Raw genomic sequence first — 25066 nt, 5'->3', positions numbered from 1 at the left:
GGCATAAGCCCGCCGGGATCCAAGCCGGTGGCGCCCCTGGGCCCACCCACGGTATGGTTGCCGCCCGCCCATCCCCGAGCCGTCCCCGAAGCCCATGGCCCCGCACGACCACGACCATCCCAAGTCCGCCCCGGCGCGCGGCCATGACCACGAACATGAACCCGGCCATGACCACGGCTGCGCGGGGCATGACCATGGGCATGACCACCACGACCACGGCCCCAATGGGCATGATCATCACGGGCATGATCATGACGACCACGACGGTCATGATCATGGCCAGGATCACGACCACGATGGCCACGACCACCATGGCCACAGCCATGGGCTGGGCGGCCACCACCACGCCGCCCCGGCCGACGCCGGCACGGCCTTCGCCATCGGCATCGCGCTGAACCTGGCCTATGTGGGGGCGGAGGCGTTCTACGGCTTCGTCAGCAACTCGCTGGCCCTGCTGGCCGACGCCGGTCACAACCTGTCCGACGTGCTGGGCCTGGCCGCCAGTTGGGTGGCGGTGATCCTGGCGCGGCGCCGCCCCTCCAGCCGCTACACCTACGGCCTGGGCGGCAGCTCCATCCTGGCGGCGCTGGCCAACGCGGTGGCGTTGCTGCTGGTCACCGGCGGCATCGCCTGGGAAGCGGTGCGCCGCTTCACCGAACCCGAGCCCTCCGCCCCCACCATCATGATGTGGGTGGCGGCCGGCGGCATCCTGGTCAACGGCGGCACGGCCCTACTGTTCATGCGCGGGTCGGAGCATGACCTGAACCTGCGCGGCGCCTTCCTGCACCTGGCGTCCGACGCCCTGGTCACGCTGGGCGTGGTCATCGCCGGCGCCCTGATCCTGTGGACGGGCTGGAACTGGCTGGACCCGGTCATCAGCCTGGTCATCAGCGTGGTCATCGTGCTGGGCACCTGGTCGCTGCTGCGCGAATCGCTGAACCTGGCGCTGAACGCCGTGCCGGCCGGGGTGGATCTCGCCGCCGTGCGCGCCTATCTGGCGGCCTTGCCCGGCGTGGCGGAGGTGCACGACCTGCACGTCTGGGCGCTCAGCACCACCGACACGGCCCTGACCGCCCACCTGGTGCGCCCCGACAATCGCGACGGCGACCAGCTGCTGGCGCAAGTCTGCCGCGAGTTGAAAACCCGCTTCCGCATCAACCACGCCACCGTCCAGGTGGAAACCGGCCACGGCGAACCCTGCGCCCTGGCCCCGGATAGTGTGGTTTAATCCCCTCTACTCTTCATCCTTATGGCACGACGCCTTGGTCGTGCCGCCAGCCTCGCACAGCATGCCGGTCGATGACTTGAAGTTGCCGCCGGCCACGCGGCGCATGCTGATGCCATTGCTGAACTGCACCCAGCTGCCGGCGCCCCAGTGCGCGGTGATGCCGTTGGAGAAGGACAGGTTGCCATCGGGCAAGCGGGAGACCACCACGCCGTTGCCGTAGTGGATGACGCCCTTCTCCTCCGTCGCCGACAGGCCGTTGGTGCATTCCACCACCATTGGGGCCGCCACCTGGTCCTTTTGCTCACAGAAGAACGGGGTCTTGCCGCCGGTCAGCACCAGGGCGTAGACGGCGACCTCAAGGACGGTCATGGGGCCTCTTACGGGAAAACGAGGACGGGATGCGCCATTTTCCGCCTATACCCGTTTCCCGTCAATTTCAGGACGCCCGGGTAGCGACCATGAACAGCCGGCGGAAGGGGAACAGCGTGCGGCCGTCGGCGCGGCGCGGGTAGGCGGCGGCCAGGGCGGCGCGGTAGCGCTCCGTGAAATCCGCCAGTTCGGCGCCCTGCAGCGTTTCCAGCACGGGTAGCATGGCGGTGGCCTTGGTCCATTCCAGGACGGGATCGGGGCCGTCCAGCACGTGCAGATACTCCGTCTCCCACACATCCACGTGGGCGGCGATGGGGGCCAGCCAGTCGTAATACTGCGCGGGGTCGTGCACCGGCGCCTCGCGCAGCTTGCCCGCCAGCGCCGCCGCCCAGGGCCCATCCTCCGCCAGCTGACGCAGCAGGGTGTGGGAGGGGGAGGCGAAGTTGCGCGGCATCTGCACCGCCATCACGCCGCCGGGCGCCACGCCCCTGAGCAGGCGGGGGAATAGGGTCCCATGCCCCTCCACCCACTGCAGGGCGGCGTTGGAAAACAGCACATCCACCGGCGCCTTGGGCGTCCAGTGGCGGATGTCGCCCAGTTCCCAGGCGACACGGGCGTCCAGCAGGGCGGCGCGCCCCAGCATGGCGGATGAGCTGTCGATGCCGGCCACCTCCGCCGCCGACCAGCGGTTGGCCAGCGCCATGGTCAGCTTGCCCGCGCCGCAGCCCAAATCCACCACGGTGGCGGGCTTGCACGGCGGCAAGGCCGCGATGAGGTCATGCCCCGGGCGGGCGCGCGCCGCCTCGAACAATCCATACTGCGCGGGATCCCAGGCCATGGGCGACCCTCCTTCTTCTTGGTGTCTCTCTTATTAAGTGGGGCCTAATCGCCGAAACGCGACTCACCGGATCGCGACTCAGACACCACGCCGCCAATGGCGAATCGCCACCGGCGCCAGGGCCAGCAGCACCAGCAGGGCCAGGGGCCCGCCCATCTCGGGCCGCAGCACCAGCCCCAGGCCCGGCCGATCCCCCGCCGCCAGCAGCGCCGGCAGCCGCGCGCCCAGCAAGGCATAGAGGAATTGCGGCGGATAGGCGCCCAGGCCCGTGCCGATGATGAAGATGGATACCGGCATGCGAATCGCCGCCGCCAGCACGTTGATGGCGGAAAACGGCATGATCGGCAGCAGGCGCAGCACCAGGATGACGGCCCAGGGCCGGTCCGCGACCGGCCTCAGCCAGCCGGGAAGCCGCCCCGCCATCCCCCCCACGCCGGCCCGGCGCAGGGCCAGGAAGGCCAAGGTGCCGCCAAGGGTGCCGCCCGCCACGGAGAGCAGCGCCCCCAGGCCGGCGCCGAAGGCATAACCCGCCGCCAGGCTGACCACCGTGGCCGCCGGCAGGGACAAGGCGGCCACGCCCAGCGCCACGCCGAACAGTGCCGCCGCCGCCCAGGCGGGATGGCCGGCGACCAGGGCGGAGAGATCCGCCAGCCGGCCGGACAGGGCCTCCACCGTCAACCAGTGGTGCCCGCCGGTCCCCAGCACCACAATAAGTCCCGCCACTAAAAGGCCAAGGGGCGCCAGCCGCCGTATCCAAGACACCAGCGGGCGGGCTGGACGGCCGGCGCCAGAGCTTTCATAATCATCGGACGCCCTCTCCACAGGCAATGCGGCCATCCTTTCGACGTGGAACAGGCGCATTGACTCCGCGCCGGGCCGCCACTATACAACGCCCTTCCATTTTCCAGTTTTATATCCGGAGTATCAGTCGTGAAGCGTACGTTCCAGCCGAGCAAGCTCGTGCGTGCCCGCCGCCATGGCTTCCGCGCCCGCATGGCGACCCCCGGCGGTCGCAAGGTGCTGGCCCGCCGTCGCGCCCAGGGCCGCAAGCGTCTCTCCGCCTAAGGCAGGGAGATGGCGCCCCGGCGCATAGCCGTGGTGGGGCGCCTCTTGAAACGGTCGGAGTTTCTGGCCGTTGCCGGGGCGCGCCGTAAATGGGCAACCCCCGGCCTGATTTTGCAAGCCCGTGCCCACGACGATCGCCAGCGGCCCGCCGCCGGCGACGTTTTGGTGCGCGTGGGCTTTACCGCCAGCAAGAAGGTCGGCAACGCTGTCAAGCGCAACCGCGCCCGGCGACGCCTCCGCGCGGCCGTCCGTGCCGTGCTGGCCCTTCATGGCAAGCCCAACACCGATTTCGTCGTCATCGCGCGCAGCGAAACCGTGACCCGGCGCTACGCCGACCTGTTGGCTGACCTGACCCTGGCCTTGAAAAAGCTTGGCGCCTGGACCGAGGGCGCCCGGGCTTTCGCCATACCCGCGCCCCAGCCGGCGGGGCCGGATGCCGGCCCCAACAGTCCGGCGGCGTCATGAGCCCACTGGCCCGGCTCCTGCGTCTGCCCATCCATCTCTACCGGCTGGTGCTGGCGCCCCTGCTGGGCCCGCGCTGCCGGTTCGAGCCCAGCTGCTCCGCCTATGCGCTTGAGGCCTTGGCGGTGCACGGCGGGCTGAAGGGCGGCTGGCTGGCGGTGCGCCGTATCGCCCGCTGCCATCCCTGGAGCGACGGGGGACTGGATCCGGTGCCGCCAGCGAACCATATGCCGCCCGAATCATCGCATTTCCGGCGTCATTCGCCTGACATTCAATGCTGCCATATGGACGGGGGACGCGCGGCCCGTTAGGGTCCTGCCGCCGTTTGTTTCCAGAGTTGCCGTCATCGCCGGCCCGGGTCGTGTGGGAAGTGAATACATGAGCGATCAGAAGAACCTGTTCATCACCATCGGCCTGTCGGCCGCCATCCTGCTGGGCTTCCACTTCTTCTACGAGGCACCGCGCCAGCGGGCCCTGCAGGAGGCGAAGGCCAGGCAGGAAGCGGCGCAAGCCCTGGCCGCCCCACCAGCCCCCGGGGCCGCCCCCACGGGCGCACCGGGCGCCGTCGCCGCCGGCGGTGTGGCCGACGCCCTGCGCGACCGCGCCACGGTGCTGGGCGAAGGGCAGCGCATCACCATCCGCACCCCCCGCCTGGCCGGCAGCCTGAACCTGCGCGGCGGCCGCTTTGACGACCTCAGCCTGCAGGATTACCGCGAGACGGTGGACAAGAGCAGCCCGGCCGTCACCCTGCTGTCGCCCAGCGGCGCCCCCGGCGCCTTCTTTGCCGAATACGGCTGGACCGCCAACGGCGCCGCCGTCCCCGGCCCCACCACCGAATGGCAGGCCGCCGACCAGGGTGAGCTGACGCCCGAGCATCCCGTCACCCTGCGTTGGGACAACGGCCAGGGCCTGACGTTCGAGCGCACGGTGGCGGTCGACGCCAACTACATGTTCAGCATCAGCCAGAAGGTGACGAACAACGGCGCCGCCGCCGTCACCCTCTACCCCTACGCCCGCATCGCGCGCGCCAGCCACCCGACGCTGGTCGGTTCCTACATGCTGCACGAGGGCCCCATCGGCCTGATGGACGGCACGCTGAAGGAGATCAGCTACAAGGACGTGGCGGGCGAGACCTCCAAGTCCTTCGACACCAAGGGCGGCTGGCTGGGCATCACCGACAAGTACTGGCTGGTCAGCCTGGTGCCGGACCAGGCCAAGAGCCTGACGGCCCACGTCACCCACCAGGAAAAGGGCGACCTGTACCAGACCGACTATGCCGAGCCGTCGGTGACGCTGGAGGCGGGACAGAGCACGGAGAGCAGCGAACGCCTGTTCGCTGGCGCCAAGGAGATGAAGCTGCTGGACAGCTACCAGGATGAGCAGCACATCCCGCTGTTCAACCGGGCCATCGACTTCGGCCATCTGTGGTTCCTGACCATGCCGTTCTCGCTGGCGCTGGACTTCTTCGGCCGCCTGCTGGGCAACTTCGGCCTGGGCATCATGCTGTTCACCATCTGCCTGCGCACGCTGATGTTCCCGCTGGCGCAGAAGCAGTTCCGCAGCGCCGCCAAGATGAAGAAGCTGCAGCCGCAGGTGGAGGCCATCCGCAAGCGTGCCGGCGACGACAAGCAGAAGGCGTCCATCGAGATGATGGCGCTGTATAAGAAGGAAGGCGCCAACCCCATGACGGGCTGCCTGCCCGTCCTGATCCAGATGCCCATCTTCTGGTCGCTGTATAAGGTCCTGTCGGTCACCATCGAGATGCGGCACGCGCCCTTCTTCGGCTGGATCCATGACCTGTCGGCGCCCGATCCGACCAGCCTGTTCAACCTGTTCGGCCTGCTGCCCTTCGCCCCGCCCGCCTTCCTGCACCTCGGCGTCTGGCCCATCCTGCTGGGCTGCACCATGTTCCTGCTGCAGAAGATGACGCCCACCCCGGGCATGGATCCGACGCAGCAGAAGGTGATGATGACCATGCCCTTGGTCTTCACCTGGATGATGGGCTCCCTGCCCGCCGGCCTGGTGATCTACTATGTGTGGTCCAACCTGTTCAGCGTGACGCAGCAATACGTGCTGATGCGCCGCATGGGGGTAAAGCCGACTTAAAGGCGCCCTCAAGCGCCGGACGGCCGCATCCGCGGCCTTGGCTTCCTCGCTCCGCCCTGCGGTACTCGCTCCGGCGGACGCACTTGCGTCCTACAACGGCATGCGGCGTGGCCGCACACCGCTGGTGTAAGACCTGTTTTCATACCGCCGGGGGCATGGGACAAGGTTCCATGCCCCCGCGCCATTTCCAGATCATGAGAGAGTACGGCCCATGGCCACCAAGCCGCTGCCCCCCCTGCCCGCCCTGACCCCCATCTCGCCAGAGGCGCTGGAGCAGGGGCGCCTGCTGTTCGCCAAGGAATGCGAGTTCAAGTGGGGTGCCTCGGCCAAGGACAACCTGCCGCCGCAGGGCCTGCCGGAGGTGGCCTTCGCCGGCCGGTCCAACGTGGGCAAGTCCAGCCTGGTGAACGCCCTGACCGGCCGCAAGACCCTGGCCCGCACCTCGCACACCCCCGGCCGGACGCAGCAGCTGAACTTCTTCGACCTGGGCGACCGGCTGTCGCTGGTGGACATGCCGGGCTACGGCTACGCCAAGGAGAGCAAGGACAAGGTGGAGGCGTGGAACGAGTTCGTGCGCGCCTACCTGAAGGGCCGGGTGACCTTGCGCCGCTGCTGCCTGCTGATCGACAGCCGCCACGGCTTCAAGCCCATCGACATGGAAGTCATGGGCATGCTGGACAACGCCGCCGTCGTCTACCAGGTGGTGCTGACCAAGACCGACAAGCTGACCCGCCTGGCCCTGAACCACGTGCACGCCGCCACCCAGGCCGCGATCAAGAAGCACCCCGCCGCCCATCCCGAGGTGCTGTTCACCAGCAGCGAGACGGGCCAGGGCGTGCCGGAACTGCGGGCCAGCCTGGCGGCTTTAGCCAATCCGTAACACGCACGAACGGCCGGCGCCGCTATGCTGGTCCCCATCGCCGCACCGGCCGTAACGGGGGATTGCCCCAGGGCCGGGTCGGGTATAGATACGAACCGCCCTTCCATTCCCGTGACACGGATCCCGAGCCGATGACCGCTGCCACCGCCGCTTCCTCCTCCCTGGCCGCCTCCCGCGAGGAGTGGCTGGGCAAGGCCCTGACCCTGTCGGAAGCGCTGCCCTACATGCGCCGCTACGCCGGCCAGACCTTCGTCGTGAAGTATGGCGGCCACGCCATGGGCGACGAGCGCCTGGGCGAAATGTTCGCCCGCGACATCGTGTTGCTGAAGCAGGTGGGCATCAACCCCATCGTGGTGCACGGCGGCGGGCCGCAGATCGGCCAGATGCTGGACCGGCTGAAGATCAAGTCGGAATTCATCGACGGCCTGCGCGTCACCGACAAGGAGACGGTCGAGATTGTCGAGATGGTGCTGTCCGGCTCCATCAACAAGCAGCTGGTGCAGCTGATAAACGACCAGGGCGGCCAGGCCATCGGCCTGTCGGGCAAGGACGGCAACCTGATCGAGGCCCGCAAGGTCCTGCGCACCAAGCGCGACCCCGACAGCAATATCGAGCGGGTGCTGGACCTGGGCTTCGTGGGTGACCCCTTCAACGTCAACCCGGGCATGATCCGCCGCATCCAGGACGCCGGCCTGATTCCCGTCATCGCCCCCATCGGCTTCGGCCCGCATGGCGAGACCTTCAACATCAACGCCGATACCGCCGCCGGGGCCGTGGCCGCCGCCATGAACGCCAAGCGCCTGCTGCTGCTGACCGACGTGGCCGGCGTGTTGACCAAGGACAAAGCCCTGATCCCCGAGCTGTCGGTGGAACAGGCCAAGACCCTGATCGCCGACGGCACCGCCAGCGGCGGCATGATCCCCAAGATCGAAACCTGCATCCAGGCGGTGGAAAAGGGCGTCGACGCCGCCGTCATCCTGGACGGCCGCGTGCCGCACGCCATCCTCATGGAAATCTTCACCGAGGGCGGCGCCGGGACGCTCATCGGGCACAAATAAGCGGCCCCAGGGTCCTTGAAACGCGAAACGCCGGGTGGAGTGATCCGCCCGGCGTTTTCGTTTGAGCCCAAGGCTCAGCCGGGCGCCACCTGACTCCAGAACGACGCCTTGCGGCCATGGTCTTTGCGCACGCGCAGGGCGTAGGTGGTGTGGTTGTCCAGGTCTGCATAGGTCTCGATGCGCGACGCGAGGGCGCCAAGACGGGCCAGATACCGTGCGCCATGGCCGTAAGCGGCCGAGACACCGCGACCCAGGATGTCGTCCAGCAGCACGCGGTACAGAACGGTCGCCGCCAGGGGGAAGCCGTCCTCCAGCGCCACCGCCGCGTCGGAAAGCACCTCGTAGTAGGCGCCCCTCCACTCGCCACGCCGGGCAAAGACCAGGCTGGCCGCCAAGTCAAGGCGGGGCCAGCGGATGAAAAAGTCCAGCGCCCTGTGCGGATCCTTGCAGGCGGCGACGACGGCGAACGCCCGGTCCAGCTCATCGAACTCCTGGAAGTCATCCAGTTTATCGATGTAATCGCGCAGCAGGCCGGCATCCAACGTGGCCTCGAAGCCCCGCCAGCGCAGCGCCTGGGCGGTGGCGCGATCCTTCATGGCGTCCAGGATTTTGGCTTCCAGCCGAATCTTGTCGGGATGGGATCCTCGCCGTGGCAGGGTACCGGCCATCAGCTCGGCGGTGGTCGCCACGATCAGCCGGTTGGGCTTGTCCTCGGTGCGAATCCACCTCAGCGCGTCCTCATGCCGTCCCGCCGCCAGCAACCGCTCGGCCAAGCGCATGGGATTCTGACGCCAGGATGGCAATTGCGCCTCCAGCGCCATCACCGCGTCCATGTCGCCCCGGGCTTCGGCCAGGGCCTGGCGCACCTCTATGGGCGCCGCCCGGTCGCCGCCCACCTTGGCCAGCGCCGCTTCCCAATCCTTGCGCTGGGGATCGGACAGCAGGGGCGCCAGGGCCAGGGCGACGCGCAGGAACAAGGAATAATCGTCTGATTCCAGCGCGACGGTCAGCCACTCGGCAATCTGGGCCCGCTCCACCGGCTTCAGCCGCTCCAGCAGGCCATTCGCGGACTCCGCCGCCTCCCAATAGAGGTTGCCCATGCGCCCGCCGGAATCAGGGGTACGCTCCAGCACATCCTCCTGCGTCCCCAGGAAGCGCAACAGACGGTTGACCGCGGCGAAGGCGTCCGCCGGCGCCAGTTCCTTGACGATGGTGTCCACCGTGGCCTGAAGGTCGGCGACGAAGGCCTTTTCCTTTTCCCAGGGGATCAAGGATTGCGCCCGCTCCAGCGCGCCCAGACGGCGATCGATCAGCTTGGCCACCGCGTCCGGTCCCTTCAGGGCCGCCAGGGCGGCATTCACCCGCTTGCGGAAGGGGGCGCTGTCGGCCGCTTCATCCAGGATGATCTGCGCCAGTTTCTCCGGCCCCAGGGCGACCAGGGACTCCACGGACAGGGCAGGTTTACGCGCCATCATTCAACCCCAAAAAATTCCAGCTGCCATTTCATCTCGTCGTCGGTCATAGGGTACTTGGTGCCCTCGCGGGCGTTCAGCACATTGGACGGGGGGATTTGGGCCAGGCGCATCTGCACCTGGCGGGCGGCGCGCATGGTCAGCTTGGCCTTCCAGCACAGGGCAGTGACGCCGCGCGGGCTCTGGCCGGCGATGATCTTTTCCACGATGGGCTGGGGCAGGCCGGACAGCAGCGCCAGCGAGGCCATGACGAAGCCGCGGTCGCCCTGGCCCAGGGCCATGGTCACCGTATCCTCCGTCAGCTTCTTTTCCTTGTGTAGGCGCCGGGCCCGGTCGGCCGGGCGCTCCTTGGGCGCTTCCTCCTCATCCACCAGGCCGTTGCCCGTTCCGGCGCCGGTCTTGGCGGCGGGCAGGCGCTGGCGCACGGCCTGGGTGATGGCCTGGCGGGTTTCCGCCGGCAGGTCGCTGCGGCTTTCCAGCACCTTGACCAGGCTGTCGGTGACGAAGCCGGCGATGCGCGCGGCCGCCGCCGGCGGCAGGTGGGGGCGACGCACCAGCGGGGCGTGCCAAGGTTCATGCTTGGGCGCGAGATCCAGGATGCGGTCCAGCGTCTCTTCCCGGATCTGGGCGCTGGCGTTGCCCAGCAGGCTGGCCACCGCCGCCTCGCGCTCCGTCTGCACGATGGCGTCGGACACGGCGACGCTGACGTCGGCACGCTCGGCGATGGCGCACAGCCGCTCATCCTCCGGGGCCCCGGCGATGATCTCCAGCAGGTCGTCGTCGGTCAGGATGGGGGAGTGGCGCAGGACGGGACCGGAGATGGAGGCATCCAGGTCGCGGGCCAGCTGCTGGATGACCGTGGGCGGGGCGTTGGGCAGATCCTTCAGCGCCGCCACCATGACGCCGCGCACCGCCGCCGCCCGGTCGCGGGCCAGCGTCTCCAGGATCTGCAGGGTCATGCGCTCGATCTGCCCCACCCGGTCGGCGGACAGCGTGGGCACCAGGGCCGCGATCTTGGAGGCCAGGCCACTGCGCACGCTCTCGTCCACGTCGGTGGACAGCATCATGTCCGCCTGGCGCGGCGTGGAACTGTTCAGCGCGATCTCTCGCCGCACCTCGGCGCTTTTGTCCGTCGCCAGCAGATACAGGATTTCCGGCTGGGTCTCGGCGCGCGAGGCGACGAAACGCCGGTCGGCCGCATCGCCGGTAGCCAGCTTCTTGGCGGTATCGTAGTCCAGTCCGCCCATCACTCGTCCTTTTCCCCGGGACCCTCTTTCCCGGTGTCGTCACTATAGGCGGGCGACAGGCAGCGATGGCCCTTGCCCAAACGCTTGGCGGCGTACATGCCCTGGTCGCCGCGGTCCACCAGGCTTTGCACCGGCTCGCCCCCGCCGCCCAGGTGGACGGCCACGCCGATGGAGACGCCCAGCGGCTTCTCCGGGCCCGCGGACAGCGGCCGCAGGAATTCCGCCGCCTCGCGCAGCAGGCGGTCGGCCACGGACAGGGCCTGGGCCTCGTCCACGCGGTCGATCCACAGCACGAACTCGTCGCCGCCCAGGCGTCCCGCCAGGTCGCCCGGCCGCGCCATGCGGCGCAGCAAGTCGCCCACGGCGCGCAGCACGTCGTCGCCGGCGGTGTGGCCGCGCAGGTCGTTCACCGCCTTGAAGTTGTCCAGGTCGAAATACAGCAGGGCGGAGGCGCCGCCGGTCTTGGCGCCCAGGCGCTGGCCCAGCAGTTCCATGACGGTGCGGCGGTTGTACAGGCCGGTCAAGCCGTCACGCTCCGACAATGTTTTCAGCCGTTCCTGGTAGCGGGCCTGGGCAATGGCGGCGCCCACATGGTCGGCGATGGTGTGGGCCATGGAGAGATCGTCGGCGGACCAGCCGCCCTGCCCGTTGTCGGCGGCCGTTTCGGGCGTGGGCCGCCACACCAGGACGGCGCCGTTGACCTCGTGCCGGAACAGGGTACGGGCGGCCAGCACGTCATAACCGGCGGCGGTGACCGTCACCGGCCCCTCGCTTTCCGCCGCCCGGTGGGGCAATTCGGCCAGCGTCGCCTCCAGCTCCGCCGGAATGTTTTCCGCCACGCCCACGGGGACGTAGCTGTCCGCCCCCTCGACCCGGGCGCGCAGGGCGGACCCGGCGGCGCCGGTGGCGTTCACCGCCACGCCGGCCGCGATCTCCAGCGTGCGGGCTGGGTCGACGTCGTCACGGGTGGAGGAGACGATGTAGCCCAGGTAGCGCTCGCGCAGGCGCACCTGCGCCAGTTCCATGGCACGCAGCCGGGCGTCGGTGATGTCGCGGCAGGCGCCGCGGGCCCCGACCCATTGCCCCTCCGGCCCCGTCAGCGGCAGGGCGGAGGAGATGAGGCAGGCGGGGCGGCCGTCCGCCGCGCGCAACCAGACCTCCACCCGCTCGATGGCGTCCCGCGCCTCGAACGGCGACAGGCCGTCGTCGAACTCCGGCAGCAGGAAGTCGTTGGGGTGGCGGCCCACCAGGTCGTCCGGCCTATAGCCGATGGCCCCGGCGGGGGAGACGAAGGCGAAGCGCCCGTCCGGCCCGGTTTCCCAGGCGAAGTCGCTGGAGATTTCCACCAGGTCCTTATAGCGCTGGCGCGATTCCGTCAGCGCCTGGCGCAATCGGCGTTCCAGGGTGGCCATGCGCCCCAGCAGCAGGTACTGCGCATGGCCCGCCCCGTCGGGGGGCAGCGCCAACGGCGTCCATTCCACCACTTCCTGGTCCGGCAAGGGGCTGGAATGGGTGCCGGGCTGCAGCACGCCGCCATCCGCCACCCAGCGCGACAGCAGATCCAGCCAGCCGTCGTCACGCAGCAACAGCTGGGCACCCGCCGCGTTGGCGGCGGTGACCCGGCCCTCGGCGTCGACCACCAGCCCGGGACCGGCCCACCCCGTCAGCAATGCCTGGCCATCGATCAAATCGGAACCCATGCCCCCGCCTCGCGCGCCCAACAGCCGCCCGCCCATCCCAAGTCCTTGGGCTCAAACACCTGGGCCGGCAAGCCCGCCTCACCAAAGGAGTAGCTTACTCCCCGGATGGCGGCAACAGGCCCGGACGGGCACCCTGTGCCGCGTCGGGATAGGATGCGAGCCGCCCGTCGGCGGGTAGTCCCGGCTTGCCCGGAACGGGCGGCGGGCCCATGGTGGGGGCCATGATGACCGACACCACCGCGCCCCTGACCGTAACCCCCGCCGACCATGCGCCCATGGGCAGCCCCTTCGCCCATGTCGACACCTGGATCTTCGACCTGGACAACACGCTGTATCCGGCGGCGTGCAACCTGTTCGCCCAGGTCGACGTGCGCATCGGCGCCTATATCGCCGAGGCGCTGGGGCTGGACGCCGACGCGGCCAAGCGCCTGCAGAAGGATTATTTCCGCCAGTACGGCACCAGCCTGCGCGGGCTGATGCTGAACCATGGGGTGCAGCCGGGGCCCTTCCTGGACTATGTCCACGACATTGACGTCAGCGCCATTCTGCCGCAGCCTGCCATGGCGGAAAGCCTGGCGGCCTTGCCAGGGCGCAAGATCATCTACACCAACGGCTCGGCCGGCCATGCGGAGAATGTGATGCGGCGCCTGGGCGTGGCCGACCAGTTCCACGCCGTGTTCGACATCGTGGCCGCCGACTTCACGCCCAAGCCCGATGCCTTGCCCTACACCACCCTGATCCAGCGGCACGGCATCGACCCCACCCGCGCCGTGATGGTGGAGGACATCGCCCGCAACCTGGAACCGGCCCGGGCGCTGGGCATGGCCACCGTGCTGGTGGAAACGGACTCGCCCTTTTCCCTGCCCAATCCCGACGCGCCGCCCGCGGCGCTGCCCTATGTGCAGCACCGCATCACCGACGTGCCCGCCTGGCTGGCCCAGGTGGTGGCCGACCTGGCCGGCCCCAAGTAGGCCCGTCCACGCAAGAATATGTCCGGGAGAGGCTGCTAAAGTAGGGTCTGGCCTGCCGCCGGGGGCGTTGACAGGGGTCGAAGCCCCCCGCCATTGTCCCCCCGCTTAATCGGACACCTCCGCCCCCAAAGCCGCCGACCAGGCGCCATCCGGACGACGCCCCATGACCGCTTTCACCGACCTGCAGAGCCATATCGAGCAAGCGTGGGAAACCCGCGACACCCTGAACGCCAGCACCACCGGCGCCACCCGCGACGCGGTGAACGAGGCGCTTTCGGCCCTGGATCGGGGGGACCTGCGGGTGGCGGAGAAGGTGGACGGCGCCTGGGTGGTGAACCAGTGGTTGAAGAAGGCCGTTCTGCTGTCCTTCCGCCTGACGGACAGCGCGCCGATGCCCGGCGCGCCGGGGGGCAGCACCTGGTTCGACAAGGTGCCCACCAAGTTCGAGGGCTGGGACGACGCCCGCTTCCGCGCCGCCGGCTTCCGCGCCGTCCCCGGCGCCATCGTGCGCCGCAGCGCCTATATCGCCCCCGGCGTGGTGCTGATGCCCAGCTTCGTCAACATCGGCGCCCGCGTGGGCAAGGGCACCATGGTCGACACCTGGGCCACCGTCGGCTCCTGCGCCCAGATCGGCGCCAACGTCCACCTGTCGGGCGGTGTGGGCATCGGCGGCGTGCTGGAACCGCTGCAGGCCGGCCCGGTGATCATCGAGGACAACTGCTTCATCGGCGCCCGGTCCGAGGTGGTCGAGGGCGTGGTGGTCGAGGAAGGTGCCGTCCTGTCCATGGGCGTCTATATCGGCGCCAGCACCAAGATCATCGACCGCGCCACCGGTGAGGTCTTCATGGGCCGCGTGCCCGCCTATTCCGTCGTCGTGCCCGGCAGCATGCCCGGCAAGCCCCTGCCCGACGGCACCCCGGGCCCCAGCCTGTACTGCGCCGTCATCGTCAAGCGCGTGGATGAGCAGACCCGGGCCAAGACCTCGATCAACGACCTGCTGCGGGACTGATCCCCATGGCCGCCAGCCCCCTTCCCACGCCGTTGGACGCCACCGACCCGGTGGCGCTGGCCCAGGCGCTGATCCGCTGCGCCAGCGTCACGCCGGCGGACGCCGGCGCCCTGGGCGTGCTGGAGGGGGTGCTGGGCGCCCTGGGCTTCACCTGCCACCGCCTGCCCTTCACGGAAGAAGGAACGGCGCCGGTGGAGAACCTGTATGCCCGGCTGGGCGACGCCGGCCCCAACTTCTGCTTCGCCGGCCATACCGACGTGGTGCCGGTGGGGGATGAGGCGGCCTGGACGGTGGCGCCCTTCGCCGGCGACATCATCGACGGCCGGCTGTTCGGCCGGGGCGCCTCGGACATGAAGGGGGCCATCGCCGCCTTCATCGCCGCCGTGGCCCGGCATAAGGCCGCCGGACTGCCCAGAACTGGCAGCCTCAGCCTGCTGATCACCGGGGATGAGGAAGGCCCGTCCATCAACGGCACGCGCAAGGTGCTGGGCTGGCTGCAGGACCGGGGCGAGGCCCTGGACGCCTGCCTGGTGGGGGAGCCCACCAACCCGCAGCGCCTGGGCCAGATGATGAAGATCGGCCGGCGGGGCAGCATCACCTTCACCATCACCAGCCTGGGCGCCCAGGGGCACGTGGCCTATCCCCACCTGGCCGACAACCCCCTGCCCCGTCTGGCCCAGGCCCTGAGCCGCCTGTCGGGCGAACCGCTGGACCAGGGAACGCCCCACTTCCAGCCCAGCAGCCTGCAGATCACCACCATCGACGTGGGCAATCCCACCACCAACATCATCCCGGCCAAGGGCACGGCGGTGTTCAACGTCCGCTTCAACGACCTGCACAGCCCCGCCAGCCTGGAGGCGCACGTGCGCGGCGTCCTGGCCGAGGTGGGCGGGTCCTGGGACGTGAAGGTGGCGGTCAGCGGCGACGCCTTCCTGACCCCGCCGGGGCAGCTGAGCGCCATCGTTGCGGAAGCGGTACGATCCGTGACGGGGCTGGAGCCGGAACTGAGCACCAGCGGCGGCACCTCCGACGCGCGCTTCATCAAGAACCACTGCCCGGTGGTGGAGTTCGGCGGCGTGGGCGCCAGCATGCACAAGGTGGACGAGCACATCGCCGTCGACGACCTGGCCCGCCTGACCGACATCTACGCCCGCGTTCTGGCCGACTGGTTCGCCGCCCAGGGTGCCGCCACCGGCACCGCCGCGTGATGGGGGAATTGGGCCGCAGTCTGGCCGGCGCCCTGCGCCTGGTCTTCCTGGATAAGACGGCCGCCGCCCGCTTCCCGGCCGACCGCGCGGGCGCACTGCGCAGCTTCTGGGTCTTCCTGGCCCTGCTGCCTGGCGTGGTGGCGCTGGATACGGTGGAGCGTTGGATGGGCCACCCACTGACGCCGCTGGGCGACGGCACCGCGCTCGCCACCATCCCCGTGGCACGGGCCATTCCCGCCACCCTGCTGGCCTACCTGATCGGCACCTTCGGCTATTTCCTGATGGTGGAGCGTATCCTGCACCTGCAGGGTAACGGGGCCTTGTTCCCCCGCTTCATCGCCGCCTTCAACTGGAGCGGCATCATCGCCCTGCTCGTGGCGCTGCCCCTGGCAGTGCTGGCGCACAGCGGCCTTCTGTCCATGCCCATGGGGGCGGCCATCATGGCGGTCACCTATTTCTGGAGCCTGTTCTACGAGGCCTACGTTACCCGGGCCGTGCTGGGCTGCGGCTGGCTGACCGCCACCGGTTTCGTGCTGCTGGACGTGGTCGTCAGCGACCTGACGACCACCCTGGTCCATGGGCCGCTGATGGCTGTCAGTTAGTTTTCCCCCTATCGCCGGGCGGCCACATCCGTGGCCTTGGCTTCCTCAGTTTCCAGTCCACTGCTTCCCCAGAAACTTCCGGCGGACGCGGTCGCGTCCCATTACGGGATAAGGCCCCGGCTCATTCCGTAGGGCTACTCGTACCACGCCTCGGTGAAGTACAGCCCATCGGGCGGCGCCGTCTGGCCGGCGGCGGCGCGGTTGCGGGCTTCCAGCGCCCGGGTCACGTCGTCGGGCGTCCACTTGCCCTCGCCCACCAGGCGCAGGGTGCCTATCATGTTGCGGATCTGGTGGTGCAGGAAGGACCGGGCGCGGGCGACCATGTGGATCTCCTGCCCCACGCTGCTCACCGTCAACAGGCTCAGCGTCTTCACCGGGCTCTTGGCCTGACAGATGCTGGCGCGGAAGCTGGTGAAGTCGTGGTTGCCCACCAGGCGCTGGGCGCCTTCGTTCATGGCGTCGGCGTCCAGGACGGTGGGCACGTGCCAGGCGCGGCCGATGTCCAGCGCCAGCGGCGCCCGGCGGTTGACGATGCGGTAGAGGTAGGCGCGGCCCTTGCAGGACAGACGGGCGTGGAAGTCGTCATCCACCGCCTCCGCCCTCACCACGGCCACGGGCTCCGGCCGCAGGTGGAAGTTCAGGGCGTCGCGCACCGTGTCGGCCTTGGTCGGCTTCTCCAGGTCGAAGTGACAGACCTGGCCCAGGGCGTGGACGCCGGCGTCGGTGCGGCCGGCGGCATGCACCCGCACCACCTCGCCCGAAAACCGCCGGATGGCCTCTTCCAGGCAGGCCTGGACGGAGGGGCCATGCGGCTGCAACTGCCAGCCTTGGTAGGGCCGGCCGTCATATTCGACGGTGAGTTTCCACCTCGTCATGTCACTGGGCGATCCGCTGGCCCAGCTGGTGCGGGAAGCCGCGGAGGAAAGCCGCCCCCTCGACGGGGCCCTTGCCCGGGCGCTGCACGGTGGTGAGGCGCAAGGCGCCCTCGCCGCAGGCCACGGTCAGGTTGGCATCCAGCAGGGTGCCGGGAGCGCCGGTGCCGGCCACGGGCTCGGCCGCCAGCACCTTGATCTTCTCAACCGTACCACCCTCAAGGGCCGCCTCGAACCAGGTGCCCGGCCAGGGGGTCAGCGCCCGCACCTGGCGGTCCAGCTCGGCCGCCGGCTTGGTGAAGTCCAGCAGCCCTTCCTCCTTGGTCAGCTTGGCGGCGTAGGTCACGCCCTCCTCCGGCTGGACCGTGGCGGGCAGGTCGCCGGCCGCCAGGCGGTCCAGCGCCGTGACGATCAGGCGGGCGCCCATGGCGGAGAGGCCGTCATGCAGCTGGCTGGCGGTCATGCGCGGGGTGAGGGCGATGCGTTCCTCCAACAGCATGGGGCCGGTGTCCAGCCCGGCCTCCATCTGCATGATGGTGACGCCGCTCTCGGCGTCACCGGCCAGGATGGCGCGCTGGATAGGCGCGGCACCGCGCCAGCGCGGCAGCAGCGAGGCATGGATGTTCAGGCAGCCCAGGCGCGGCGCGTCCAGTATCGCCTGCGGCAGGATGAGGCCATAGGCCACCACCACCGCCACATCCAGGTTCAGGTCGCGGAACTCCGCCTGGGCCTCTTCCTTGCGCAGGGTGCGCGGCGTGCGGACGGGAATACCCAGCGCCGCCGCCCGCGCGTGCACCGGCGTCAGCTGCTCCTTGTGCCCGCGCCCGGCGGGGCGGGGCGGCTGGCTGTAGACGCAGGCGACCTCATGCCCGGCCGCCACCAGCGCGTCCAGCACCGGAACGGAAAAGTCGGGCGTGCCCATGAAGGCTAGGCGCAGGCGGGTCATGGCGGCCTCAAAGGTGCAACCGATTTACAGGCCCGCGACTGCGGGCCCCGGAGCGAGCACCGCAGGGCGGAGCGAGGATAGCCAAGCGGCCGGATGGCCGCGCCGGCGCTTGAGGAAAACTAAAATTACCGCCCCGCCTTGGACACCTTGCGCATGATCATGTTGCGCTTCAGGGAGGACAGGTGGTCGATGAACAGCACGCCGTTCAGGTGGTCGACCTCATGCTGGATGCAGCGGGCCAGCAGGTCGTCGCAGTCGCGTTCCTGCACGCTGCCGTCGCGGTCGACATAGCGCACGCGGATCTGCTTGGGCCGCACCACGTCGGCGTAGATCTCAGGGATGGAAAGGCAGCCCTCGTTGTGCACGCAGGTCTCGTCCGACAGCCACAGCAGCTCCGGATTGGCCATGGCGATGGGTTCCTTGGCGCCTTCCTTATGCTCGGACACGTCCACGACGATGATGCGCTCCAGCAATCCGATCTGCGGGGCGGCCAGGCCGATGCCAGGCGCCTTGTACATGGTCTCCAGCATGTCATCCATCAGCTTCACCACGCGGCCGTCGACGTTGGCGATGGGCGCGCACTTCTTCTTCAGGCGGGCGTCGGGAACGGTGAGGATGGGCAGGAGGGCCATGGGGGTCGTGTCCGGATCAGGCGGCTGGTGAGTGAGGGCGATGAGTATAAACGCTCGCCCATCTGCGAGATAGGGGAAGCCGGCCGCCAGGGCAAGGCCCGGTTGCGCCGCAGGGGGTATGCGGGCGGGTATTCACCGGCGACGCGCGCATCCCATCGGTTGCCTCATGCGCCCGTTTATTCTAACGCTAGGATCATGCGTGAAACGGGGGAGACGCGCTTGACCATCCAAGACCGCCGCTGCCGGCGCCTGCCTGCCATCCTCTGCCTAATCCTGGCGCCCATCGCCGCCGGGGCGGCCGACCAACCCACGCCACCCGACGCCACCAAGCCCCGCCTCGACGTCGCCTCCTTCAAGCCGCCGGAATATCCCCCTGAGTCCGTGCAGGCCGGCGAGGAAGGTCGCGTGGGCATCAGCGTCCTGTGTGGAGTGGATGGGGTCGTCAGCGACCCCCAAGTGGTGGAGCCCAGTGGCTTCGCGCGGCTGGACAACGCCGTGCTGGCGGTGGTACCCGGCCTGCGCTGCTTCCCCGGGCACGACACCCAGACCGGCGAGGTCGTCACCGGCCGCGCCCGGTTCCGCTACACCTTCAAGCTACGCGAACCGCCCCCGCCGCCCTCGCACCAGACCACCCTGCAGTTGGATCGGGAGGAGACGCTGGCCCTGATGGCCGAGGCCCGCGCCGCCAACCCGGACATCGCCATCCCGGCCGCGACGGACCCGGAGGGCTACAGCGCCGCCTGGTCCATGACGCTGGAGGCCCGCTTCAGCCCCGGCGCCTTCCAGCCCCCCGCCTATCCGGCCGACGCCCTGGCGGGACGGGAGACGGGCACCGTCACCGCCGCCTTCCTCTGCGGCCGCGACGGCACGGTGCAGCGCGCGCGGCTGATCCGCTCCTCCGGCAGCGCACGCCTGGACGACGCCCTGCTGCGCGCCTTCCCCACCGGCGCTGCCTGCCAGCCCGCCCATGCCCCCAAGAACGGACCGGCTGTCACCTCCTGGGGCATGATGGCCTATCTGTTCGCCCCGCCGGAGATGGCATCGGCGGACAAAGCGGCGTTGCCGCCGGGGGGAAACTAAGCCGCGACAATCGACCCCAACTCTGCAACGATCGTCATCCGGGGGGAGGGGAACGGGATGCAGACAGATGCGGCCCACGCGGTCATTAGTGGTGTTCTGGTAGTGCTGGCCTGTTGGCCCGCGACGGTACCGGTTCCTCAACGGGCCAGCGAACGGGTGTTCCATCTCGCATTCGAGATCGGAATCACAAATGTTGCTCTTGGACCGCCGCCGTTCGCCGCTTTCATGCCGCCCCCTAATGCAGCCCCGTATGCAGACCGGCCGCTCACCAGGATTGATCCGGAGTCCTTTCGCCGTTTTCGGCCGGCTTATCCAGCGGCGGCGGTAAAGCAGGGCGAAGAAGGCAGGGTGGTCTTCATCGCCTTCTGTAACGCCAAAGGCCATGTCTATGACGCCAGGGTCATGGAGAGCAGCACCCACGACCGATTGGACGCGGCCCTGGTAAAGGCCGCGCGATCCGGCCGGTGGCGATGCGTCCCGGCAATCGAGAACGGCCAAGCGGTCCCCTCTGTTTCGACAAAAATGGCCTACCGCTTCCGACTCCCCGATGTCGGCAAGAGCCCCCATCGATAGCCGCGCCCTCACCCCAGCGTCCGCCGCGCCCTTAAGGCCGCCGTCAGCGTGCCGTCGTCCAGGTAGTCCAGCTCGCCGCCCACGGGCACGCCGTGGGCCAGGCGGCTGATGGCGACGTGCAGGCCGGAGAGGCGGTCGGTCAGGTAGTGGGCGGTGGTCTGGCCGCCGGCGGTGGCGTTCAGCGCCAGGATGACCTCGCGCACGGCCACGCTGTCCGTGCCTTGGGCCACGCGGGCCAGCAGGCCGGGGACGGCCAGATCGTCGGGGCCGATGCCGTCCAGCGCCGACAGGGTGCCGCCCAGCACGTGGTAGAGGCCGCGATAGGCGCCCGTGCGCTCCAGCGCCCAGAGGTCGCCCACCTCCTCCACCACGCACAGGATGGTGCGGTCGCGGGAGGCGTCGCGGCAGACGCCGCAGGGGTCGACCGTGTCCAGGTTGCCGCAGACGGGGCAGGTGCGGATGCGGGCGGCGGCCCCGGCCAGGGCCTCGGCCAAGGGATCCATCAACTGCTCGCGCTTCTTGATCAGGTGCAAGGCGGCGCGGCGGGCCGAGCGCGGGCCCAGGCCCGGCAGGCGCGACAACAGCTGTATCAGGCGGTCGATTTCAGGGCCGATCATGGCCCCAAGATAGGGGCTGTGCCGGCTTTGTTCCAGCCCTGCTTTGTTTTGAGCCAAGCCGGAGAAATGAAGACGCCGGGCCCGTCGCCAGGCCCGGCGTTCAGAATCATACCCAGAAGGTCGGCGTGCCGATCAGAACGGCAGCTTCATGCCCGGCGGCAGCTTCAGGCCGCCCATGAGCTTGTTGGTCTCTTCGGCGATGTGCGCCTCGACCTTGCCCTTGGCGTCGTTGAAGGCGGCGACCAGCAGGTCCTCCAGCACCTCGATGTCCTCGGGGTCGACGACGGACTTGTCGAGCTTCACCTTCTTCAGCTCGCCCTTGCCGTTGACCACGACGCGAACCATGCCGGCGCCGGACTGGCCGTCGGCCTCGATCTCGCCCAGCTTGCCCTGCATTTCCTGCATCTTGGCCTGCATCTGCTGGGCCTGCTTCATCATCTGGCCGATGTTCTTCATGGCCTAAAAATCTCCTTCCCAGTCGCCGTCGCTCATATCGGGCGGCGCGTCGAAATACGGGTTGTCGGGGGCATCCATACCGCCATCGCCGTAAGAAGGGAAGGCGGGGGTGAGGGCGGCCTCTTCGGCGGCGGCCTTGGCTGCCGCCGCGGCCAGCTGGTCCAGGTCGCGCACCGCCGCCATCCTGGTACCGGGGAAAGCGGCCATCAGGGCCTGCACCAAGGGGTTGGCCGCGGCCTGTTCGCGGGTGCGGTTCTCCGCCGCGCGGTCCTGGTCGCTGAGCGTGGGTTCGCCGGGCGCGCTGGAGACGGTGACGATCCAGCGCCGCCCGGTCCATTCCGTCAACAGCTGGCCCACGCGGCCGGCCAGGTTGGGCACGGCCATGGCGGCGGGCCGCAGCTCGATCAGCCCCGGTTCGAACTTCACCAGGTGGACCATGCTCAACAGGTTGCCTTGCAGCATGCCCTCGCGCCGGGCGCCGAACAGCTCCACCACCTCGCGGAAAGACTTGGGATCGGCCGGGGGCAGATCCGGAACGGGCTCCATCACGGGGGCGGGAGCGACCACGGGAGCCGCCTTCACCGCACCGGCCAGGCCGCCGCGCAGGACGGCCATGGGGGCGCCGTTCGGGCTGCCGCCACCGCCGGCCATGGCCATGCCGCGCGCCATGGCGCCGCCGCCATTGCCACCACCGCCCATCGGCGCGCCGCCGCCCCCCGTGGGGGAACCGGCGGGCACGCCGCCCTCCATGACCTTGCGCACCAGGTCGCCCGGGCTGGGCAGGTCGGCGGCGTAGGCCAGGCGGATCAGCACCATTTCCAGGGCCTGCATGGGCACCGGCGCCTGCTGCACCTCGCCCAGGCCCTTCAGCAGGATCTGCCAGGCGCGGGCCAGGGCCGGCATGCCCAGCTTGGCCGCCAGCTCACCGCCGCGCACCCGCTCCATCTCCGGGATGCCCTGGTCCTGGGCCGTGCCGGGGACCACGCGGGCGCGGGTCAGGAAATGGGTGAAGTCCAACAGGTCCTGGGCGATGACTACCGGGTCGGCGCCGCGCTTGTGCAGATCATCCAGCACGGCCAGCGCGTCGGCCGGCTTGCCCGACAGGGTCGATTCGAACAGGTCCACCACCAGAGTGCGATCGGCCAGGCCCAGCATGTCGCGGACCTGCAGGCCCGTGACCGCGCCACCGCCCAGCGCTATGGCCTGGTCCAGCAGGGACAGGCCGTCACGCACCGAGCCGTCGGCGGCACGGGCGATGAGGCTCAGCGCCTCCGCCTCCACCGGCACCGATTCCTGCTCCGCGATACGGCCGAAATGGGCCTGCAGCGTGCCCTGGTCCACCCGGCGCAGGTCGAAACGCTGGCAGCGCGACAGCACCGTCACCGGCACCTTGCGGATTTCGGTGGTGGCGAACACGAACTTTACATGGGGCGGCGGCTCCTCCAGCGTCTTCAGCAGCGCGTTGAACGCGCTGCGCGACAGCATGTGGACCTCGTCGATGACGTAGACCTTATAGCGGGCACCGGCGGGTGCGTAGCGCACGCCCTCGATGATCTCGCGGATGTTGTCGACCGAGGTGTTGCTGGCGGCGTCCATCTCGATGACGTCGACGTTGCGGTCCTGCGAGATGGACACGCACTGCTCACACACGCCGCAGGGGCTGACGGTGGGGCCGCCCTGGCCGTCGGGGCCGATGCAGTTCAGGGCGCGGGCGATGATGCGGGCGGTGGTGGTCTTGCCCACGCCGCGCACGCCGGTCAGCATGTAGGCCTGGTGGATGCGCCCGGACTGAATGGCGTTGCGCAGGGTGCGCACCAGGGCGTCCTGGCCGATCAGCTCATCGAAATTGCGGGGGCGGTACTTGCGGGCCAGGACCCGGTAAACGGCATTACCGGCGGCGGAGTCGGAAGCGGAGGAAAGCGGGCTTTGATCGGTCACGGGATCGCTCAACCCTTCCGGCGCTGGCAGGGACAGGGCGCGCCGGCGGCGAGCGCCGGGTGCCCGCCTAGGGGCTTCTCATTTTATGAGGTGGGAGGCTGGACATGCGACCCGCGCCGAAACTCGTTACGGCTGCTTCCTTCCGGACCTGACCGGGTTGGCGAGGGACACGTCCGCCGCCAACCTCCCGCCGCCATATATCGGCATCGACCCGCCCCATAGCAAGTGAAAAGGCGGCAGGGCCGACCCGCCCCTTCCGATGCGCCGCATGACGAGGGGTGGCCTTGCCCGCTCCGGTCCCATCGTGAGACGAATGGTGATCATGACGAACCGGTCCCAGAAAAACTTCTACACCGGCGCCGGCCTGGACCGCGCCACCGTCGCCCGCAAGCAGGCCGACTGGCTGGCCCAGCGCCTGGCGGCCCCCGAAAGCCGATTCCTGGCCGTCTGGCGCGGCCAGTTCCTGGTGGCATCCCCGCCTCAAGGGGTGCCCGACGGGGCGGAGACTGCGGTGCGGCCGGCCTATCTCGACCCCGGCAGCCCGTGGTGGCGCGAGGCCGCGACCCTGGCCCCCGCCTTCCTGGGCGTGGAGGGGGACATCGCCCATTTCGCCGTCGACCTGTCCGGGCTGGAGGAAGGTCACCCCGATCTGCTGGGCCTGGGCACGCCGACAGAGCTGCGCACCCTGGCCCATCAGGTGGACCGGTCCACCGCCAGCCTGCTGGCCTATGTGCGGGGCCTGCTGGGCTGGCACCAGCGCCACCGCTTCTGCGGCGTCTGCGGCACGGTGACCGAGGTGATCGAGGGCGGGCATGTCCGCCGCTGCACCAACCCCGACTGCAAGACCCTGCACTTCCCCCGCACCGATCCGGCGGTGATCATGCTGGTGCATGACGGCGACCGCTGCGTCATGGGCCGGCAGGCCCGATTCGGCCAAGGCATGTATTCCACCCTGGCCGGCTTCGTGGAACCGGGCGAAAGCCTGGAGGAGGCGGTGGCGCGCGAGGTGATGGAGGAGGCGGGCATCCAGGTGACGGACGTGCGCTACCAGTCCTCCCAGCCGTGGCCCTTCCCCTCCTCCCTCATGCTGGGCTTCCACGCCCGCGCCGTGACCACGGAGCTGAAGGTGGATTTGGAGGAGCTGGAGGACGCGCGCTGGTTCAGCCGGGATGAGGTGTACCAGGCCAGCCTGCGCAGCGGCCCCCCGGACGGCAGCCTGCGCATTCCCCCCGGCGACAGCATCGCCCGCCGCCTGATCGAGGATTGGCTGGAGGGTGAGGTTTAGGCGATCGACCAAATCGGGGGAAAGCACCATGTCGGGGGAAACGCAGACCAGCACCTGGCCGCTGCCCAAGTTCTATTTCTCAGTGCAGTTGGGCGGCACCATCGCAGCCACCTTCCAGGAAGTGACGGGGCTGGACACCGAGGCCACCGCCTCCGCCACGGGGCCGGTCTTGGGCAAGGTCGGAAACGTCACCCTGCGCAAGGGCGTCTTGGCAAACGACTCCGCCCTTTGGAATTGGGTCAACCAGATCCAGCTGAACACCATCGCGCGCCAGACGATGGTGATCGGCCTGCTGGACGAGACCGGCGCGCCCAAGAGGGTGTGGACCCTGAACAACGCCTGGCCGACCAAGCTCACCGGCACGGACCTGAAGTCCGAAGGCAACGAGGTGGCCGTGGAGTCGGTGGAGGTCGCCTACGAAACCCTGGTGATCTCCGCTCCTTAACGGGGTG

27 protein-coding genes and 1 other RNA gene are annotated in these 25066 nt (G+C 69.4%); 15 read left to right on the top strand and 13 right to left on the bottom strand.

Going from position 1 to position 25066, the window contains the following annotated elements:
• Window positions 1–94: 94 nt before the first annotated feature.
• A complete protein-coding gene (locus tag Y958_RS01955) occupies window positions 95–1228 on the top strand; it encodes a cation diffusion facilitator family transporter (protein WP_088870697.1) in 1134 nt (377 codons plus the stop codon).
• A gap of 6 nt (window positions 1229–1234) precedes the next feature.
• On the opposite strand, the gene Y958_RS01950 is transcribed toward Y958_RS01955, so the two are convergent.
• From Y958_RS01950 to Y958_RS01940, 3 genes are all read right to left on the bottom strand, one after another.
• On the bottom strand, window positions 1235–1597 hold the full coding sequence (locus Y958_RS01950; RefSeq protein ID WP_088870696.1) for a hypothetical protein: 363 nt from the start codon (window positions 1595–1597) through the stop codon (window positions 1235–1237).
• Window positions 1598–1664: 67 nt separating this feature from the next.
• Window positions 1665–2435: a methyltransferase domain-containing protein gene (locus Y958_RS01945; RefSeq protein WP_088870695.1), complete on the bottom strand. Its 771-nt coding sequence runs from the start codon at window positions 2433–2435 to the stop codon at window positions 1665–1667.
• 78 nt (window positions 2436–2513) lie between these two features.
• Window positions 2514–3140, bottom strand: coding sequence for a TVP38/TMEM64 family protein (locus Y958_RS01940; RefSeq protein ID WP_186291222.1), 627 nt, complete (start codon window positions 3138–3140; stop codon window positions 2514–2516).
• Between the two features lie 225 nt (window positions 3141–3365).
• Here Y958_RS01940 and rpmH point away from each other — a divergent pair, with 225 nt between their 5' ends.
• The 6 genes from rpmH (at window position 3366) to argB (ending at window position 8006) form a co-directional block, all read left to right on the top strand.
• Window positions 3366–3500 (top strand): 50S ribosomal protein L34, encoded by a 135-nt coding sequence (rpmH, locus tag Y958_RS01935; RefSeq protein ID WP_044558639.1) that lies wholly within the window; start codon window positions 3366–3368, stop codon window positions 3498–3500.
• Between the two features lie 9 nt (window positions 3501–3509).
• Entirely contained in the window at window positions 3510–3965 is a 456-nt protein-coding gene (gene rnpA / locus Y958_RS01930; protein ID WP_088870693.1) for a ribonuclease P protein component, read from the top strand.
• Entirely contained in the window at window positions 3962–4273 is a 312-nt protein-coding gene (yidD, locus tag Y958_RS01925) for a membrane protein insertion efficiency factor YidD (RefSeq protein WP_088870692.1), read from the top strand. Before rnpA ends, yidD begins: the two co-directional genes overlap by 4 nt.
• Before the next feature lie 67 nt (window positions 4274–4340).
• Window positions 4341–6068, top strand: a complete 1728-nt coding sequence (gene yidC / locus Y958_RS01920; protein WP_088870691.1) for a membrane protein insertase YidC — start codon at window positions 4341–4343, stop codon at window positions 6066–6068.
• A gap of 211 nt (window positions 6069–6279) precedes the next feature.
• Window positions 6280–6948, top strand: coding sequence for a ribosome biogenesis GTP-binding protein YihA/YsxC (gene yihA, locus Y958_RS01915; RefSeq protein ID WP_088870690.1), 669 nt, complete (start codon window positions 6280–6282; stop codon window positions 6946–6948).
• Between the two features lie 131 nt (window positions 6949–7079).
• A complete protein-coding gene (gene argB / locus Y958_RS01910; protein WP_088870689.1) occupies window positions 7080–8006 on the top strand; it encodes an acetylglutamate kinase in 927 nt (308 codons plus the stop codon).
• Window positions 8007–8080: 74 nt separating this feature from the next.
• On the opposite strand, the gene Y958_RS01905 is transcribed toward argB, so the two are convergent.
• From Y958_RS01905 to Y958_RS01895, 3 genes are read right to left on the bottom strand one after another with little or no spacing between them, the layout of a single operon-like run.
• Complete coding sequence (locus Y958_RS01905; RefSeq protein ID WP_088870688.1) at window positions 8081–9481, bottom strand: DUF6880 family protein; 1401 nt, start codon at window positions 9479–9481, stop codon at window positions 8081–8083.
• A complete protein-coding gene (locus tag Y958_RS01900) occupies window positions 9478–10725 on the bottom strand; it encodes a DUF2336 domain-containing protein (RefSeq protein ID WP_040845722.1) in 1248 nt (415 codons plus the stop codon). The genes Y958_RS01905 and Y958_RS01900 overlap by 4 nt, the downstream gene beginning before the upstream one ends.
• The gene (locus tag Y958_RS01895; RefSeq protein WP_088870687.1) at window positions 10725–12425 is read right to left on the bottom strand and encodes a sensor domain-containing diguanylate cyclase; all 1701 of its coding nucleotides are present in this window, start codon (window positions 12423–12425) and stop codon (window positions 10725–10727) included. Before Y958_RS01895 ends, Y958_RS01900 begins: the two co-directional genes overlap by 1 nt.
• Window positions 12426–12646: 221 nt before the next feature.
• Between Y958_RS01895 and Y958_RS01890 the strand changes: the two genes are divergently transcribed.
• The 4 genes from Y958_RS01890 to Y958_RS01875 all read left to right on the top strand — a co-directional run bounded on the left by Y958_RS01890 (window position 12647) and on the right by Y958_RS01875 (window position 16215).
• Window positions 12647–13396: a pyrimidine 5'-nucleotidase gene (locus tag Y958_RS01890; protein WP_088870686.1), complete on the top strand. Its 750-nt coding sequence runs from the start codon at window positions 12647–12649 to the stop codon at window positions 13394–13396.
• A gap of 163 nt (window positions 13397–13559) precedes the next feature.
• Entirely contained in the window at window positions 13560–14405 is an 846-nt protein-coding gene (dapD, locus tag Y958_RS01885) for a 2,3,4,5-tetrahydropyridine-2,6-dicarboxylate N-succinyltransferase (RefSeq protein ID WP_040847835.1), read from the top strand.
• 5 nt (window positions 14406–14410) lie between these two features.
• Window positions 14411–15613, top strand: a complete 1203-nt coding sequence (gene dapE / locus Y958_RS01880) for a succinyl-diaminopimelate desuccinylase (RefSeq protein WP_088870685.1) — start codon at window positions 14411–14413, stop codon at window positions 15611–15613.
• Window positions 15614–15621: 8 nt separating this feature from the next.
• Complete coding sequence (locus Y958_RS01875) at window positions 15622–16215, top strand: hypothetical protein (protein WP_145727986.1); 594 nt, start codon at window positions 15622–15624, stop codon at window positions 16213–16215.
• Between the two features lie 134 nt (window positions 16216–16349).
• Here the strand turns inward: Y958_RS01875 and truA are convergent, their stop codons facing one another.
• The 3 genes from truA to def all read right to left on the bottom strand — a co-directional run bounded on the left by truA (window position 16350) and on the right by def (window position 18665).
• Entirely contained in the window at window positions 16350–17090 is a 741-nt protein-coding gene (truA, locus tag Y958_RS01870) for a tRNA pseudouridine(38-40) synthase TruA (protein ID WP_088870683.1), read from the bottom strand.
• A 1-nt stretch (window position 17091) separates the two neighbouring features.
• Complete coding sequence (fmt, locus tag Y958_RS01865) at window positions 17092–18033, bottom strand: methionyl-tRNA formyltransferase (protein WP_088870682.1); 942 nt, start codon at window positions 18031–18033, stop codon at window positions 17092–17094.
• A gap of 125 nt (window positions 18034–18158) precedes the next feature.
• Complete coding sequence (def, locus tag Y958_RS01860; protein WP_088870681.1) at window positions 18159–18665, bottom strand: peptide deformylase; 507 nt, start codon at window positions 18663–18665, stop codon at window positions 18159–18161.
• Between the two features lie 219 nt (window positions 18666–18884).
• On the opposite strand from def, the gene Y958_RS01855 reads away from it, so the two are divergent.
• Both Y958_RS01855 and Y958_RS01850 read left to right on the top strand, forming a co-directional pair.
• On the top strand, window positions 18885–19745 hold the full coding sequence (locus tag Y958_RS01855) for an energy transducer TonB (RefSeq protein ID WP_186291221.1): 861 nt from the start codon (window positions 18885–18887) through the stop codon (window positions 19743–19745).
• 57 nt (window positions 19746–19802) lie between these two features.
• Window positions 19803–20318 (top strand): energy transducer TonB, encoded by a 516-nt coding sequence (locus tag Y958_RS01850; RefSeq protein ID WP_088870679.1) that lies wholly within the window; start codon window positions 19803–19805, stop codon window positions 20316–20318.
• A gap of 8 nt (window positions 20319–20326) precedes the next feature.
• Here the strand turns inward: Y958_RS01850 and recR are convergent, their stop codons facing one another.
• The 4 genes from recR to ffs all read right to left on the bottom strand — a co-directional run bounded on the left by recR (window position 20327) and on the right by ffs (window position 23517).
• Window positions 20327–20935 (bottom strand): recombination mediator RecR, encoded by a 609-nt coding sequence (recR, locus tag Y958_RS01845; RefSeq protein WP_088870678.1) that lies wholly within the window; start codon window positions 20933–20935, stop codon window positions 20327–20329.
• Between the two features lie 132 nt (window positions 20936–21067).
• Window positions 21068–21391 (bottom strand): YbaB/EbfC family nucleoid-associated protein, encoded by a 324-nt coding sequence (locus tag Y958_RS01840; RefSeq protein ID WP_088870677.1) that lies wholly within the window; start codon window positions 21389–21391, stop codon window positions 21068–21070.
• Window positions 21392–21394: 3 nt separating this feature from the next.
• Window positions 21395–23329 carry a DNA polymerase III subunit gamma/tau gene (locus tag Y958_RS01835; RefSeq protein ID WP_088872422.1) on the bottom strand — a complete coding sequence of 645 codons (1935 nt, stop codon included), beginning with the start codon at window positions 23327–23329 and terminating at the stop codon, window positions 21395–21397.
• 90 nt (window positions 23330–23419) lie between these two features.
• An RNA gene (gene ffs, locus Y958_RS01830) (signal recognition particle sRNA small type) lies at window positions 23420–23517 on the bottom strand.
• Between the two features lie 134 nt (window positions 23518–23651).
• Here ffs and nudC point away from each other — a divergent pair.
• Window positions 23652–24614, top strand: a complete 963-nt coding sequence (nudC, locus tag Y958_RS01825) for an NAD(+) diphosphatase (protein ID WP_338039121.1) — start codon at window positions 23652–23654, stop codon at window positions 24612–24614.
• A 28-nt stretch (window positions 24615–24642) separates the two neighbouring features.
• Entirely contained in the window at window positions 24643–25059 is a 417-nt protein-coding gene (locus Y958_RS01820; RefSeq protein WP_088870675.1) for a phage tail protein, read from the top strand.
• Window positions 25060–25066 lie beyond the last annotated feature (7 nt).

Source organism: Nitrospirillum viridazoti CBAmc, from assembly GCF_000730165.1.
Classification (GTDB): domain Bacteria; phylum Pseudomonadota; class Alphaproteobacteria; order Azospirillales; family Azospirillaceae; genus Nitrospirillum; species Nitrospirillum viridazoti.
Note: the sequence above shows the minus strand (reverse complement) of the source record. Positions and strands in the feature narration are given on the sequence as shown.